General features: G+C 62.7%; 14 protein-coding genes and 1 tRNA gene. 14 read left to right on the top strand and 1 reads right to left on the bottom strand.

What is annotated here, in order from left to right:
- The 14 genes from V7Q81_RS09950 to V7Q81_RS09885 form a co-directional block, all read left to right on the top strand.
- Positions 1–423 (top strand): 4-(cytidine 5'-diphospho)-2-C-methyl-D-erythritol kinase (locus V7Q81_RS09950; protein ID WP_442954805.1); only part of this gene is annotated, 423 nt, incomplete at its 5' end.
- Between the two features lie 64 nt (positions 424–487).
- Positions 488–562: transfer RNA gene (locus tag V7Q81_RS09945), tRNA-Gln, on the top strand.
- 94 nt (positions 563–656) lie between these two features.
- On the top strand, positions 657–1,607 hold the full coding sequence (locus V7Q81_RS09940) for a ribose-phosphate diphosphokinase (protein WP_333842685.1): 951 nt from the start codon (positions 657–659) through the stop codon (positions 1,605–1,607).
- 99 nt (positions 1,608–1,706) lie between these two features.
- Complete coding sequence (locus V7Q81_RS09935; RefSeq protein WP_333842682.1) at positions 1,707–2,369, top strand: 50S ribosomal protein L25/general stress protein Ctc; 663 nt, start codon at positions 1,707–1,709, stop codon at positions 2,367–2,369.
- A 92-nt stretch (positions 2,370–2,461) separates the two neighbouring features.
- Positions 2,462–3,046 (top strand): aminoacyl-tRNA hydrolase, encoded by a 585-nt coding sequence (pth, locus tag V7Q81_RS09930; protein WP_333842679.1) that lies wholly within the window; start codon positions 2,462–2,464, stop codon positions 3,044–3,046.
- Between the two features lie 75 nt (positions 3,047–3,121).
- Positions 3,122–4,213: a redox-regulated ATPase YchF gene (gene ychF, locus V7Q81_RS09925; protein ID WP_333842677.1), complete on the top strand. Its 1,092-nt coding sequence runs from the start codon at positions 3,122–3,124 to the stop codon at positions 4,211–4,213.
- A gap of 800 nt (positions 4,214–5,013) precedes the next feature.
- The gene (locus V7Q81_RS09920; protein ID WP_333842674.1) at positions 5,014–5,298 is read left to right on the top strand and encodes a hypothetical protein; all 285 of its coding nucleotides are present in this window, start codon (positions 5,014–5,016) and stop codon (positions 5,296–5,298) included.
- A gap of 30 nt (positions 5,299–5,328) precedes the next feature.
- Positions 5,329–6,384 carry an MFS transporter gene (locus V7Q81_RS09915; protein WP_333842671.1) on the top strand — a complete coding sequence of 352 codons (1,056 nt, stop codon included), beginning with the start codon at positions 5,329–5,331 and terminating at the stop codon, positions 6,382–6,384.
- 45 nt (positions 6,385–6,429) lie between these two features.
- Positions 6,430–10,212, top strand: coding sequence for a nitrate reductase subunit alpha (locus tag V7Q81_RS09910; protein ID WP_333842668.1), 3,783 nt, complete (start codon positions 6,430–6,432; stop codon positions 10,210–10,212).
- Positions 10,213–11,772, top strand: a complete 1,560-nt coding sequence (gene narH / locus V7Q81_RS09905; RefSeq protein ID WP_333842665.1) for a nitrate reductase subunit beta — start codon at positions 10,213–10,215, stop codon at positions 11,770–11,772.
- A 4-nt stretch (positions 11,773–11,776) separates the two neighbouring features.
- On the top strand, positions 11,777–12,499 hold the full coding sequence (narJ, locus tag V7Q81_RS09900) for a nitrate reductase molybdenum cofactor assembly chaperone (RefSeq protein WP_333842663.1): 723 nt from the start codon (positions 11,777–11,779) through the stop codon (positions 12,497–12,499).
- Between the two features lie 18 nt (positions 12,500–12,517).
- On the top strand, positions 12,518–13,198 hold the full coding sequence (gene narI, locus V7Q81_RS09895) for a respiratory nitrate reductase subunit gamma (RefSeq protein ID WP_333842661.1): 681 nt from the start codon (positions 12,518–12,520) through the stop codon (positions 13,196–13,198).
- A gap of 10 nt (positions 13,199–13,208) precedes the next feature.
- A complete protein-coding gene (locus V7Q81_RS09890) occupies positions 13,209–13,985 on the top strand; it encodes a peptidylprolyl isomerase (RefSeq protein WP_333842659.1) in 777 nt (258 codons plus the stop codon).
- 11 nt (positions 13,986–13,996) lie between these two features.
- Positions 13,997–14,326 carry a hypothetical protein gene (locus V7Q81_RS09885; protein WP_333842656.1) on the top strand — a complete coding sequence of 110 codons (330 nt, stop codon included), beginning with the start codon at positions 13,997–13,999 and terminating at the stop codon, positions 14,324–14,326.
- Positions 14,327–14,415: 89 nt separating this feature from the next.
- On the opposite strand, the gene V7Q81_RS09880 is transcribed toward V7Q81_RS09885, so the two are convergent.
- On the bottom strand, positions 14,416–15,885 hold the full coding sequence (locus V7Q81_RS09880) for an amidase (RefSeq protein ID WP_333842654.1): 1,470 nt from the start codon (positions 15,883–15,885) through the stop codon (positions 14,416–14,418).
- Positions 15,886–16,036 lie beyond the last annotated feature (151 nt).

Raw genomic sequence — 16,036 nt, 5'->3', positions numbered from 1 at the left:
GCGTTCGTCTTCGGCCGCAGCGCCTTCGGGGAAGGGGTGGGGGAGCGTTTGACGGAAATCCCCCTTCCGCCCGCCTGGTACCTGGTGCTAGTGCCGCAGGTGGCTGTCTCTACGGCGGAAATTTTCGCGAGCAGCGATTTGACACGCGACACGAATCCCATCAAAATGAGCGCCTTTTCGGTGGAGCGGGGGCGCAACGATCTGGAACCCGTGGTGCGGCGCCGGTTTCCCCAGGTCGATGCCTGCATGCGCTGGCTGGAGCGCCATGCCCAGGCGCGGCTTACTGGGTCGGGGGCATGCGTGTTCGCTGCATTCGACCGGGAAGACGAGGCGCGGCGCGTGTTGGACTTGCGGCCCCGGGATCTGCAAGGCTTCGTGGCCCGGGGCCTGGATCGGCACCCGCTTCACGACTTCGCTGACTGAAAACCGTCGGTGCCCGATGCGGCGCTGGCCAGGCCGGCACGGCTCGGTCCCCGACCGTCTTCGCTGGGGAGTCGCCAAGTGGTAAGGCACCGGATTTTGATTCCGGCATTCGTAGGTTCGAATCCTACCTCCCCAGCCACACCGCTGCGCTCGGCTTCTCCACCCCGACGCCGCAGGCTGCTGTCTATCCACCCGCGATCGGTCCTCAAGCGTTGAAATTCCGAGATCTGGTTATGCCCTACGCCGACATGATGGTGTTTACCGGCAACGCCAATCCCAAGCTTGCCGAAGACGTGGTGCGCCACCTCAATATCCATCTGGGCAGGGCCACCGTGGGGCGCTTCAGCGACGGCGAAGTGATGGTGGAGATTCTGGAGAATGTGCGGGGCAAGGATGTGTTCGTGCTCCAGTCCACCTGCCCGCCCAGCAACGACAACCTGATGGAGGTGCTGGTCATGGTGGATGCGCTCAAGCGCGCCTCCGCCGGCCGCATCACGGCGGCGATCCCCTACTTCGGCTACGCGCGGCAGGATCGGCGCCCGCGCTCGGCTCGGGTGCCCATCACCGCCAAGATGATCGCCAACATGCTGACCAGCGCAGGCGTGGACCGGGTGCTCACCATGGATTTGCATTCGGACCAGATTCAAGGCTTTTTCGACATCCCGGTGGACAACATCTACGCCACGCCCATCCTGCTCGGTGACTTGTGGAAGCATGATTACGAGGACATGGTGGTGGTGTCGCCGGATGTAGGCGGGGTGGTGCGGGCCCGAGCGGTGGCGAAGCGCCTGGAATCGGATCTGGCCATCATCGACAAGCGGCGGCCCAAGCCCAACGTGGCCACGGTGATGAATATCATCGGCGAAGTGGAAGGGCGCACCTGCGTCATCATGGACGACCTGGTGGATACCGCCAACACCCTGTGCGAGGCGGCCCAGGCGCTCAAAGATCATGGGGCGAAGCGGGTGCTCGCCTATTGTACCCACCCGGTGCTCTCGGGCAGGGCGGTGGAGCGGATCAGCCAGTCGGTGCTGGACGAGCTGGTGGTGACCGACACCATCCCGCTACGGGAAGACGCCCGGAAGTGCAGCAAGATCCGCCAACTCACCGTGGCGGGGCTTCTCGCCGAGACTATGCTACGCATCAGCAACGAGGACTCGGTGAGCTCGCTGTTCATGGAATGAACCGCTAGAGCAAGAAGGCCGCCAGGCCCTGGGGGGCCGTATCTATTCACTTGACCAACCGTTGCCTGGTCGCGGGCAACCTTTGAAGGGAGCAGTGCAATGAAGATGGAAGTGAGCGCGAAAGCGCGGACGGAGCAGGGCACGGGTGCGAGCCGCCGCCTGCGCCGCGCCGGCTGGGTGCCGGGCATTCTTTACGGAGGCCGGGAGCCGGCCGTCGCGATTCAGGTGGATCAGCTGGCGCTGATGAATAACCTCAAGCACGAGGCATTCCATTCCTCCATTCTGACCATGGATCTGGAGGGGAAGAAGGAACAGGTGCTGTTGCGGGATGTGCAGATGCACCCCTTCAAGAAGCAGGTGCTGCACGTGGACTTCCAGCGGGTGGCCCAGGACCAGAAGATCCATGTCAAGGTGCCGCTGCACTTCGTGAACGCCGACATTGCCCCCGGCGTCAAGCTCTCGGGCGGCATCGTCAGCCACGTCATGACGGAAGTGGACGTGGTCTGCCTGCCCAAGGACCTGCCCGAGTACATCGAAGTGGACGTGGGCCATCTGACCGTGGGACATTCTCTCCATCTGGCGGACGTCAAGCTGCCCGAGGGCGTGGAGGCGGTGGCACTCCACAAGGGAGACAACCCGGTGGTAGCCACCATCCTGGTGCATCGGGGTGCGGTGGAGGAAGAAGCCGCGGCGGCAGCGCCAGTGGCGGCGGAAGTGCCGCTCGTGGGCGCAGAGAAGAAAGAGGAAAAGAAAGAATCCTGATGGTGGGCGGAGGCGCGTCCGCCGCCGGGCCCGCCATGGACCGGTAACGCGGCGTGGCGGGCTTTTTGTTGCCGTCGATCGAGAGCACCCCAATGCGGCTCGTCGTAGGTCTTGGCAACCCTGGCGCCCAATACGCCGGTACCCGGCATAACGCCGGTTTCTGGTGGGTCGAGCGCATCGCGCAGCGCGCGCGCGCTGCCTGGCGGGAAGAGCCCCGATTCCACGGCGCCGTGGCCCGGGTCACCGAGACAGATGTGGACCTGTGGCTCCTCAAGCCGTTGACCTACATGAACCTGAGCGGCCGGGCGGTGGGCGCCTTGGCCCGGTTCTACCGGATTGCCCCGGAAGACATCCTGGTGGTCCATGACGAGCTGGATTTTCCGCCGGGGACGATCAAGCTCAAACGCGGCGGCGGCGTCGCAGGGCACAACGGGCTCAAGGACATCGCCGCCCAGCTCGGGACCCAGGATTTCTGGCGGCTACGCCTCGGCATTGGGCACCCGGGCCCGGGGAGCGACGTGGCGGCCTACGTGCTGAGCCCGCCGCTCCACGAGGAGCGCATGGCCATTGAAGAGGCGATGGCGCGGGGCCTAGACGTGTGGCCCCTGATCGCCCGCGGGCAGATGGAAGCGGCCATGCTAAAGCTCCATACGAAAGTGCCCAAGCGGGAGGCGTAAGTGCCGGCGGGCGGCCCTTTGCCGCTCGTTTCTCCTGCCCCCCATTGCCTCGCTTCTCTATGGCTGGATTCATCGATGGGACTCAAGTGCGGTATCGTGGGACTGCCCAACGTGGGTAAGTCCACTCTGTTCAACGCCCTCACCCGGGCGTCCATCCCGGCGGAGAACTACCCTTTCTGCACCATCGACCCCAACGTGGGGGTGGTGGAGGTACCGGACCCTCGGCTTGCCCAGCTTGCCGCCATCGTCAAGCCCCAGAGGGTGGTGCCGGCCATCGTGGAATTCGTCGACATTGCAGGGCTGGTGGCGGGGGCCTCCAAGGGCGAGGGGCTCGGCAATCAGTTCCTCGCCCACATTCGTGAGACCGACGCCATCGCCCACGTGGTGCGCTGTTTCGAAAACGAAAACGTAACCCACGTGATGGGACGGGTGGACTCGGTTGCCGACGTGGAAACCATCCATACGGAGCTCGCCCTGGCAGACCTGGCCACCGTGGGCAAGGCGCTTGCTCGCTACCAGAAGCCAGCCAACGCGGGGGACAAGGAGGCTCGTGCCCAGGTGGCGGTGCTGGAGCGGCTCGAGGCCCATCTAGACCGGGGTTTGCCGGCCCGTACCCTGAATCTCACTCCGGAAGAGCGAGAGCGGATCAAGCCCCTGTGCCTGCTCACCTTGAAGCCTGTGCTCTACGTGGCCAACGTGGACGAGCACGGATTTGGCGACAACCCCCTGCTGCAGCGGCTGGAAGTCTATGCGGCGAAAGAGGGCTCGCCCGTGGTGCCCGTGTGCGCGGCCCTCGAAGCCCAGATCGCCGACCTGCCCGAGGAGGACAAAAAGCTCTTTCTTGCCGATCTGGGCTTGGAGGAGCCGGGCTTAAACCGCCTGATTCGCAGCGCCTACGCACTCCTCGGACTGCAGACCTTCTTCACCGCTGGACCGAAGGAAGTGCGCGCATGGACCATCCATCGAGGCGACACCGCACCCCGGGCGGCGGGGGTCATCCACAGCGACTTCGAGCGCGGCTTCATCCGCGCCGAGGTGATCGCTTTCACCGATTTCATCGCTTGCGGTGGCGAGCAAGGGGCTAGGGAAGCGGGCAAGCTCCGCCTGGAAGGCAAGGACTACGTGGTCCAGGAAGGCGACGTGATCCACTTCCGTTTTAACGTGTGACAGGGACGCGGCGCTGCAGTAAGAGGTGCGAACCATGATCGAGAGGAAGGGCTTACCGAAGCTCACCGAGAGCCGGGTTAGACGATCTCGCGCGCCATTCTAAATGGATAACGGACCTACTCGGACAATCTGCCTCGAGCGGGGGCGTTCTCGTCGAGTAGGCTGCATGCCGGTTGCCTCCTCCAACGCAAGAGCGTATTCTGGAAGAGCGGGAACTGCTGCGGACAATGGTGCAGTCATGAAATCCCGCGAACTGACGGCCTATTGCACGGCATCCTTTTTATGTGATCTGATAGCGAGGAACTCGGTCTGGGGGCTGCCCAAAACGTCTCGTCACGCCCGGCATGGATAGGAAGCTGCGACCCGCACGGCGTGCGCAGCCGGGTCTCGGGGAACCCTTCGGGAAATGCTGGCATTGCGGAAGAATGAGTAGCAGCGAGCGTTGAGTGCTGTTGGTTTTGGCCAATGGCGGACGAAGGAGGCGCAAGGTTGTCTCGCCAGGGAAGGAAGCGCCTCTTGTCGATTCAGAGATTGCCCGCTTAACCGTGCGGGGGAGGGTACTTTCTTTGCGCGCGTGAAGCCCGGGAATCGGCGGTGCCGCGGCGCAAGTTTGTGGCGCGTTTCGCTGTAGTGAATCGCAAACCAGGGTATCGGATGGTGCTGCTCTGCAATCCGATCCTGCGCTTGTCGCGATGGGTGCTTTTCACGCGTCTTGGGATCACGGGTTGCCGCGGGCGGCGTCGGGAGCAGCCCCAGCTCGGCCAGTCGTGCCGTCCACTGCCCTGGGGTGAGAGCCGTAGATGAGCCGTCGTGGCCGCCTTCTGATCGATTGGGATCCGGAAAACGATGTTTTCTGGATGCGGGAAGGCAAGACCATCGCGCGGCGCAATCTGTGGATTTCCATCGCCTGCCTGCTGCTTGCCTTCGCCGTCTGGATGCTGTGGAGCGTGGTGGTGGTCTATCTGCCAGCCGTCGGCTTTCCCTACACCAGGGACCAACTCTTCTGGCTGGCGGCATTGCCTGGGCTTTCCGGCGCGACCTTTCGCATTTTCTACTCGTTCATGGTACCCCTCTTCGGTGGGTGACGCTGGACAGCACTTTCCACTGCCTCCCTGTTGCTGCCAGCCTTCGGAATGGGGGTCGCCGTGCAGAACCCCGAGACTCCCTTCTGGGTCATGGCCGGGCTGGCGGTGCTGTGCGGCCTAGGCGGTGGCAATTTTGCCTCCAGCATGGCCCACATCTCCTTCTTCTTTCCCAAGCGGGAGAAAGGAACAGCGCTCGGCCTCAACGCTGGTCTTGGCAACCTCGGTGTGTCCGCCGCCCAGTTCCTGGTGCCGGTGGTCATTACCGCTGGCGTCTTTGGCGGCGAGCCCCTGCTACTCAGGGACGATGGCAATCGGCCGATCTGGCTCCAGAACGCCGGGTTCGTCTGGGTGCCCTTGATCGGAGTTGCCGCATTGGCGGCCTGGCTCGGCATGAACGATATCGCCAGCGCCCGGGCTTCTCTGCGCGAGCAGGCGGTGATCTTCCGGCGCAAGCACACCTGGATCATGTGCTGGCTGTATCTGGGGACCTTCGGCTCCTTCATCGGTTTCTCCGCCGGCTTCCCGCTGTTGATGCAGCTCCAGTTTTCCGAGATCAATCCGGCGCGCTACGTTTTTCTCGGGCCACTGATAGGCGCCCTGAGCCGCCCGCTTGGTGGTTGGCTGGGGGACAGATTCGGCGGAGCGCGCGTAACATTGTGGGCTTTCGTCGTTATGGCGCTCGCGGCGTTCGGGGCCATTCTCCTGTTGGGGCAGGGCCAAGGGGCTTCCTTCTGGGGGTTTTTCACCACCTTCATGCTGCTTTTCCTGGTCAGCGGGATCGGCAACGGCTCCACCTTCCGCATGGTCCCGCTGATATTCCTGACTCTGCACCAGCGCAACGCTGCCGGTCCCGAGGCGAAGCAAGCGGCGGCCGTCGAGGCAGGCAAAGAAGCGGCGGCAGTGCTGGGCTTCACTTCCGCCATCGGTGCCTATGGCGCTTTCTTCATCCCCAGCAGCTACGGGGCATCCATCAGCTTGACCGGTGAGCCGGGCGGGGCACTATGGGTGTTCATCGTCTTTTATCTCACGTGCGTGGCGCTCACGTGGTGGTATTACGCCCGGCGCGGCGCCGAGATACCTTGCTGAAAAGCGCAGCGTGGGCTACTCAAGAGAAGAGAAAGGAGCAAAGGTATGAGCGAGATTCTCGATCGTCTCCTGTACTTCCGCCGCAAGAAGGAGCCTTTCTCCGGCGGGCACGGCGTGCTCACCCATGAGAGCCGCCGTTGGGAGGATGCCTACCGGCAGCGTCATCAAAGCGACAAAGTGGTGCGCTCAACCCATGGGGTCAACTGCACTGGAGCCTGTAGTTGGAAGATCTTTGTCAAAAACGGCCTGGTCACCTGGGAGATTCAGCAGACTGACTATCCCCGTACCCGGGCAGATCTGCCCAATCACGAGCCCCGCGGCTGTCCCCGCGGTGCCAGCTATTCCTGGTACCTGTACAGCGCCAACCGTTTGAAGTATCCGATGATCCGCGGACGGCTGCTCAAGCTCTGGCGCGAGGCTAAGGCCCGGCACTCGGACCCGGTGCTTGCCTGGCAATCCATCGTGGAAGATCCGACGCAGGCCAAGGAATACAAGAGCAGGCGCGGGATGGGCGGTTTCGTGCGGGTCGACTGGGAGGAGGCCACTGAGATAATAGCCGCGGCCAATGTGTACACCATTAAGCAGTACGGCCCGGACCGGGTGGCCGGCTTCTCGCCCATTCCAGCCATGTCCATGATCTCCTACGCTGCTGGCACCCGCTATCTCTCCCTAATCGGCGGGGTGTGTCTGAGCTTCTACGATTGGTACTGCGATCTGCCGCCTTCCAGCCCACAGACTTGGGGTGAGCAGACCGACGTGCCGGAATCGGCCGACTGGTACAACTCCAGTTTCATCATCATGTGGGGCTCCAACGTTCCTCAGACCCGCTCGCCTGACGCTCACTTCATGACCGAGGTGCGCTACCGGGGCACCAAAACCGTAGTGATCTCCCCGGACTATTCGGAGGCCAGCAAGTTCGGCGACCTCTGGCTCAACCCCAAGCAGGGCACGGATGCGGCGCTTGCCCTCGCCATGGGCCACGTGATCATTAAGGAGTGGCATCTCGAGGACAAAAGCGAATATTTCGACGACTATGTGCGTCGCTACACGGATCTGCCGATGCTGGTGCGGCTGGAGCGGCACGACGGTCATTGGGTACCCGGCCGCACCTTGCGTGCGAGCGACTTCGCCGATGCCCTAGGTCAGACGCACAATCCCGAGTGGAAGACCATTTGCTTTGACGAGGAGAGCGGCGAGCTGGTGGTACCCCACGGCAGCATCGGTTTCCGCTGGGGCGAGGATCCCAAAGGTAAATGGAATCTAGAATCCAGGGATGCCCGCGACGGCCGGGAGATCAAGCCGTGCCTGAGTCTGCTCCAAGGGCGCGACCAAACGCTCCCCGTTGCGTTTCCTTATTTCGGCGGTGGCCGACGGTCGAGCCAGCACTGGGCGCATACCGACCATGATGAAATCCTGGAGCGCCAGGTTCCCGCACGGCGGGTTCAGCTCGCCGGTGGCGAGCAGGCGTGGGTTGCAACTGTGTTCGATCTGCTGTGCGCCAACTACGGGATCGACCGGGGGTTGGGTGGGGACAACGTGGCCAGGAGCTACGACGAGGACGTCCCCTATACACCCGCCTGGCAGGAACGCATCACCGGGGTGCCCCGCGACCGGGTGATCGTCGTCGCCCGCCAGTTTGCCGACAATGCCCACAAAACCCGTGGCAGGTCCATGGTGATCCTCGGCGCCGGGCTGAACCACTGGTACCACATGGACATGAGCTACCGAGGCATCATCAACCTGCTGCTGTTGTGCGGTTGTTGCGGCCAGAGCGGCGGCGGCTGGGCTCACTACGTAGGGCAGGAGAAGTTGCGTCCTCAGACCGGCTGGCTGCCCGTTGCCTTCGCCCTGGACTGGTACCGGCCGCCGCGGCAGATGAACTCCACCTCGTTCTTCTACCAGCATTCCAACCAATGGCGCTACGAAAAGCTCAAGGTGCAAGAAATTCTTTCACCGCTGGCCGATCCGAGTCGATTTAGCGGCAGCTTGATCGATTTCAACGTTCGCGCCGAACGTATGGGCTGGCTGCCTAGTGCCCCCCAGTTCTCGCGTAACCCCCTCGCTGTGGTACGAGAAGCCGAAGCCAAGGGCTTAAACCCAAGGGATTACGTGGTGCAGAGCTTGAAGGATGGCAGCCTCAGCTTCGCTAGTGAGGATCCAGACGGCCCCAACAATTACCCGCGCAACCTCTTCATCTGGCGCTCGAACCTGCTGGGCGCCTCCGGTAAGGGTCACGAGTACTTCCTCAAGTATCTTCTAGGGGCACAGAGCCAGCACGGGATCCTGGGGCTGGACCTGGGCAAGGGTGAAGGCGAGCAGAAACCCGAAGAAGTGCTCTGGCGCGATAAGCCGGTTGAGGGCAAGCTCGACCTGCTCGTGACTCTGGACTTTCGCATGTCCACCACCTGCCTTTACTCCGACATCGTATTGCCCACCGCCACTTGGTACGAGAAGGACGACCTCAACACTTCCGATATGCATCCCTTCATCCATCCCTTGTCCAAGGCGGTGGACCCGGTCTGGGAATCGAGGAGCGACTGGGAAATCTACCAGGCCATCGCCCGTAAGTTCTCGCAAGTGGCGATCGGTCATTTGGGAGTGGAGAGGGATCTAGTGGCCGTGCCCCTGTTGCACGACTCACCCGCCGAGCTGGCGCAACCGTTCGAGGTAAAGGATTGGAAGAAAGGCGAGTGCGAGCCCATACCTGGCAAGACCATGCCAGCCCTGGCGGTGGTGGAGCGGGACTACCCCAACACCTATCACAAGTTCACTTCACTCGGGCCGCTGCTCGAGATCCTCGGTAATGGCGGCAAGGGCATCACCTGGGACACTAAAGAGGAAGTGAAGAAACTCGCCGCCCTCAACCGGACAGTGGACCAGGACGGATCGGTAAGCGCAGGGCGACCGCGTCTTGACAATCCCATTGCCGCTTGTGAGACCGTCCTCATGCTCGCTCCTGAGACTAACGGCGAAGTCGCACTCAAGGCCTGGGCTGCTCTGTCCGCAGTGACTGGGCGCGATCATACCCATCTCGCCCGGCCCAAGCAGGAGGAGAAAATTCGCTTCCGAGACCTCCTCGCCCAGCCTCGGAAGATTATTTCCTCGCCGATCTGGAGCGGACTCGAGTCCGAACACGTCTCCTATACCTCGAACTATACCAACGTCCACGAGTTAATCCCATGGCGCACCTTGAGCGGGCGCCAACAGTTCTACCAAGACCATCCCTGGATGCGTGCCTTCGGCGAGGCCCTGTGCGCCTATCGCCCGCCGGTTGACACTAAAACCGTTACACCGATCAAAGGCCGCCATCCCAACGGTAACCCGGAGATTGTGCTCAACTTCATTACACCGCATCAGAAATGGGGTATTCACTCGACCTATACCGATAACCTGCTCATGCTCACCCTGTCCCGCGGTGGGCCGATCATCTGGATCTCGGAGGCGGACGCGAAGAGGGCCGGGATCCGGGACAACGACTGGATCGAGGCGTACAACGTAAACGGGGCCATTACCGCCCGCGCGGTGGTCTCCCAGCGTATTCCCGAGGGCATGGCCATGATGTACCACGCCCAGGAGAAGTTGGTGCATACGCCTGGCTCGGAGATGACCGGCCGCCGCGGCGGCATCCACAACTCGGTCACCCGCACTGTCCTGAAGCCGACCCATATGATCGGCGGCTACGCCCAATTGAGCTATGGCTTCAATTACTATGGCACGGTGGGTTCCAACCGGGACGAATTCGTCATCTTGCGGCGCATGAACAAGGTCGACTGGCTGGGCGGCGCTTCGCCGCACATCCTCGTGAAGCAAGTCGGGGAGGGCAAGTAAATGCGAATCCGGGCGCAAATCGGTAAGGTCCTCAACTTGGACAAGTGTATCGGCTGCCATACCTGTTCGATTACCTGCAAGAACGTGTGGACCAGCCGGGAAGGCATGGAGTACGCCTGGTACAACAACGTGGAGACCAAGCCGGGCATCGGCTATCCAAAGGATTGGGAGAATCAGAAGCGTTGGCGCGGCGGCTGGCTGCGAAGCGAAGACGGCCGCATCCGGCCACGCATCGGCGGCAAGTGGCGGGTGATCGGCAACCTGTTCTCCAACCCAGACATGCCCTCGATCCAGGACTACTACGAGCCCTGGGACTACGACTACGCCACCCTGCAGGAGGCTCCCGAATCGGACAACATGCCTCAGGCGCGGCCCTATTCCTTGATCTCCGGGCAATTGATGAACAAAGTCGAGTGGGGTCCTAACTGGGAGGAGATTCTCGGCACCGAGTTCGAGCACCGCTCCAAGGACTACAACTTCGAAGGGGTGCAGAAGGAGATCTACGGCCAGTTCGAGAACACCTTCATGATGTACCTACCCCGGTTGTGCGAGCATTGTCTCAATCCCTCTTGCCTCGCCGCCTGCCCGAGCGGGGCGATCTACAAGCGGGAGGAAGACGGCGTCGTCTTGATCGACCAGGAGCGCTGCCGCGGCTGGCGCATGTGCGTCTCCGGGTGCCCGTACAAGAAGATCTACTACAACTGGAAATCCGGCAAGTCCGAGAAGTGCATCTTCTGCTACCCGCGCATCGAGGTCGGTCTGCCCACGGTGTGTTCCGAGACTTGCGTCGGGCGCATCCGCTATCTCAGTGTGATCCTATATGATGCCGACCGGATCGAGACGGCCGCCAGCGTGCCCGATGAGCGTGGACTCTATCAAGCGCAGCTCGACATCTTCCTCAATCCGTACGATCCCGGAGTGATCGCTGAAGCGCGCCGCCAGGGTATTCCAGACAACTGGCTGGAGGCGGCGCAGCGCTCGCCGGTCTACAAGATGGCGGTGGAGTGGAGGCTTGCCTTCCCCCTCCATCCGGAGTACCGCACCTTGCCCATGGTCTGGTACATCCCGCCGCTATCGCCCATCCAGGCTGCTGCCGAAGCAGGGAAAATCGGCCGCAATGGCATCTTTCCCGATATTGAGTCGTTGCGCATCCCGATGCGCTATCTCGCCAACATGCTTACCGCCGGCGACGAGAAGCCGATCGTACAAGCACTGGAACGTATGCTGGCGATGCGCGTCTACATGCGTGACAAACACGTGGAAGGCCGCGTCAACACCGAGGTCCTGGAGCGCGTGGGCCTCACCGAGGCGCAAGTCAACGAGATGTACCGCTACCTGGCTATCGCCGACTTCGAAGATCGCTTCGTGATCCCGACTGGCAAGCGGGAGTACTCGAAGGACATCTATGATGCCATCAGCGAGCGTGGCGGTTGTGGCTTCTCCTTCGGAGCCGGCTGCGGGGGCGAGACGCGGGATGCGGACGTGTTTGGCGGAAAGCCTACGACCAAGCGCAAGTATTTTCCCATTCGGGTGGAGCCCAGGCGCTCAACCGGGAGGTGAGCCCATGCAGACGTTCAAGGTGCTCTCGATCCTGCTCGGCTATCCCAGTGCTGCCGTGTACCGGGCACTCGATGAGCTGGGCGATGCGCTTCGGAGCGAAGCGTTGCTCACGCCCGCCCAGCAGACGCCAGTGCTGGCGCTAATCGATTGGATGCGCGGGCAGAGCCTCCTGGAGCTGCAGGAAACCTACGTGGGGCTGTTCGACCGCGGCTGCAAGCTCTCCCTACACCTTTTCGAGCACACCCACGGCGATTCGCGCGAACGCGGTCCGGCCATGGTCCATCTACTGCGGCAGTACGAGGACGCCGGCTTCACCCTTGCGGCGCGCGAACTGCCGGACTACCTCCCCCTGGTGCTGGAATTCGCCGCGCAGCTGCCGCTTGCCGAGGCGCGTGCGCTGCTCGCAGAGTGCATGCCGGTGCTCACCCTGATGGGTGCCCGGCTGCACGCCCGCGGCAGCCCCTACGCGGCTCTCTTCGATGCCCTGGAGGCGATCGCCGGACCGGCGGAGGAGGCAGAGCGGCTGCGCCGGCAAGCCGCTGAGGAGGGTCCGGATGAGAGCATTACCCGCCTCGACGAGATCTGGATGGAGGAGGCCGTGACCTTTCTCCAGGCAGAGAGAGCGCCGGGGCACTCCCGCGGCACACCATACGCAGGCGGTGCCCAGCCGGTCCGCTGGAATCTGAGCGAAGCGCATGGCACTCCGGTATCCGGAAGCAAGGAGTAGGCGAGGGAGACAACGGCTATGGATTACACGACTCAACTCGTGTTTGGTGTTGGTCCTTATTTGTCCGGCACTGTCTTCATCCTGGGTAGCATCCTGCGCTACGAGCGCGGCCAATACACCTGGCGCACCATGTCGAGCCAGATCCTGCATAACACCCGCGTCTACCGGGTGGGCAATATCCTGTTTCACGCCGGCATCCTGGCACTGTTCTTCGGGCATCTGATCGGGCTGCTTACTCCGAAAGCGGTCTTAGACGCTATCGGCATCAGCCCTCCTGCCAAGCAGCTCCTGGCCATGATCGCCGGCGGCATCTTCGGCCTAGTTTGCCTTGTCGGCATCCTGATCATCCTTTGGCGACGGCTGTTCGTGACTGCCGTGCGCATCAACAGCGCCCCCATGGACACCTTCATCATCCTGCTGCTCGCCTTGCAGCTGCTTACGGGCTTGTACACCATCACCGTTTCTGTCCACCATCTCGACGGCGCCCTCGTCATCCAATTGGCTGAATGGGCACAGCACATCGTCACATTCCGCAGCGATGCTTGGCAGTACATGGTCGGCGTGCCATGGCCTTATAGGCTCCACGTGTTTCTCGGCCTGATCATGTTCGCTGCCTTTCCGTTCAGCCGGCTGGTACACATTTGGAGCTGGCCCTGGCAGTATCTGCTGCGCCCCTATCAGATCGTGCGCAGCCGTTGAGGAAGCAGCCATGGACATCGTAGTCAACGGCAGGAGGATCAGCGAGGACGCGGTCTACCGGGAGATGCAGTACCATCCAGCGGCTTCGGTCGAGGAAGCGCGGGAGTCCGCCGCCCGCGCTCTCGCGATCCGCGAGCTGCTTCTGGACCGGGCAGCGCGCTTGGGCCTAGCGCCGGTCCCCGAGCCGGGCGAGGACGAGGCGGAAGCCCTGATACGGCAGCTAATCGAGCGGGAAGTCCGAGTGCCTGAGCCGGATCGTGATAGCTGCCTTCGCTATTACGAGAACAACCGCGCTCAGTTGCGCACACCAGACGTATACACGGTGTCCCATATCCTGATCCCAGCACCGCCCGATGCCCCCCACGCGCGGGACATGGCCGAGGCGCGGGCGCGTCAGCTGTTGGCCGAGTTGCAGGCTGAGCCGCGCCGCTTTCCCGAGTTGGCGCAGCGCTTTTCCGCCTGCCCCTCCCGCACCCAGGGGGGGCGCATGGGTCGCGTCCGTCGCGGTGAAACCGTGCCTGAGTTCGAACGCGCCCTAGCGGGGATGCAGCCGGGGGAGTTGAGCCATCGGCCCGTGGAGACGCGTTACGGCTACCACATCATTCTCTTGGAAGCGTGCGAGTCCGGCCGGCCGCTCACGTTCGATGAGGCCTATCCGCTGATCGCCGACTACCTGCGCGAAAGCGTGTTCCGGCGGGCGCTTGCTCAGTATGTGCAACTGCTGGCCGGGCAGGCGGACATCGTCGGTATTGATTTGCGGGCTACGGAAACACCACTGGTGCAGTGAACGGCGGCGGAATGGGCAGGTTTTTCCTTATTCGCTATTGGAAGGGGGAAGGCAGCCTTGCCCGGGTCTTCTGGCTCTACGGGGTGATTCCTAGCACCCTGGCCATCGCGTTGGTGGCTTGGGCAGCCGCCACCGGACGAATCGGCGAGAGAAGCCTCGCGGGTGCAATTGCTGCCCTCTTTGTTTATACCGCATGGATCCTGGTATCGGTATGGCGCTGTGCCGCGCGTCGCGGCGAAGACGACCTCTACGGCATCATGGCCCGCTGGCTCACCGTCGCCTGGGCGATCAACGCCATACTCGTGGGCGGATTCGTGTTGGTTCGACTACTTGCTTCGTGAGGGACCCCGCTTGGCGCGAAGGCGAGAAGCGGTGTGGCATCGCCAGGAACGTTCGGGCATGGCTCCATTTCAATGACCCTCGGCGACTGTCAGGTGTAAGCCTCCGGCTCGCGAGCGATGTGCACTGACGGCCGTCTCCGATAGAATCGGGTAGCCTCTTCATACGCCGCGGCGATTCGCAACAGCAAAGCCTCCTGGAGCGTGTCGGCGACGAGCTGCAACCCGATGGGCAGCCCCGCGGCACTGAAACCGCAGGGCACGGACAAAGCGGGTAGCCCCAGAAAGCTGACGGGTAGGTTGAACCGGCGCGCGCGATCGAATACCTCGGGGTCCGCGTCGAGGGGCGGTGCCACCGTCGGTGTCGTGGGGGTGAGCAAGGCATCCACTTCTCTGAAGACCACCTTCATTGCTGCCATCCGTTTGGGTCGCTCGGCGAGAAGCTTTTCATAGGTTTCCCGGGAGATCGCCTCGCCCCTGAGGATGTTCGCACGCACGATAGGCTCGAACATCTCTTCCTTGTTTTCAATCGCTCGGTACTGCGCGCCGAGGATCTGGTTGAATTCGTAGAGCAGCACGTCCAGCAAGGACGAATGCCCCGCAGGATCGTTCAGCACGGGAACCCCCACGGTCTTCACCTGCGCGCCTAGTTCCGCGAGACGATCCGCTGCTGCCTGTATCGCATCCCCCACTTCCTGGTCTACGTCGCGAAAGGTATAGCCCTCGACGATTCCCAAACGCAGTCCCTTCACACCTTTACCCAGATGGGCGGTGTAATCCACCTTGGGAGCGCGGATCGAGTGTCTGTATCGCGGGTCATAACCCACCATGGCGTTAAGCAAGATCGCCACGTCGGCCACCGTGCGCGCCAGGGGGCCGCCGCAGTCCAGGCTGTAGGCGCGGGGATGGCAGCCGTGCAAGCTCACCAGCCCAAAGGTGGGCCGCAGGCCCACGATGCCTGACCAGCTCGCGGGAATGCGGATCGAGCCGCCGGTGTCCGATCCCGTGCCCCCCAGGCACAGACCGGCCGCGACTGCCGCCGCCGTACCGCTGGAAGAACCGCCGGCTGAGCGGGCGAGGTCCCAGGGATTGGCCGTGTCGCCGAAGGCTCTGTTCGTCCCTGAAGTGCCGGCGGCAAACTCGCTCAGATTGGTCTTGCCCAGCATCACGGTACCGGCCACCTTGAGCTTACGCACCACTGTAGCGTCTTCTCGGGGAACACGCTGGCGGAAGAGCTCCGAGCCGATAGTGGTCAGCACGCCAGCCGTGTCGTACAGATCTTTGTGGACGATGGGAATGCCGTGCAGGGGACCGCGATCCTTGCCTTGCTTAAGTTCGGCCTCCAGGGTTTCCGCTGCTTCCAGCGCCTCGTCTTCCGTGACCGTGATGAAGGCCTTGAGCCGGTGTTCCAGGCGTGCGATGCCCTCCAGGCAGGCACGGGCGAGGTCTGTCGCCGTCAATGTGCCCGTGCGCAGGCGGTATGCCGCTTCGGCGATGGTGCCGGGGAGCGGCGACGGCTCGAGGGTAGCGTCCATGTTCCCGATCTCCCAAGATTTGCTCATTTGAACCCCCCATTTGCAGGCCCCGTGGGCGACGGGCGTGCCGGATGTTGCTCAGGGCCTGCCACCAGGGTTGCGTGATGTGCCAAGTTTGTCTAAGGAATCTCTGCAAAAGGTCTCGACGAAATTCTGGGTTTGTGCGTTATGGGCTGAA

The organism is Pelomicrobium sp. (assembly GCF_036803785.1).
In the GTDB taxonomy this organism is placed as follows: Bacteria; Pseudomonadota; Gammaproteobacteria; order Burkholderiales; family UBA6910; genus Pelomicrobium.
Note: the sequence above shows the minus strand (reverse complement) of the source record. Positions and strands in the feature narration are given on the sequence as shown.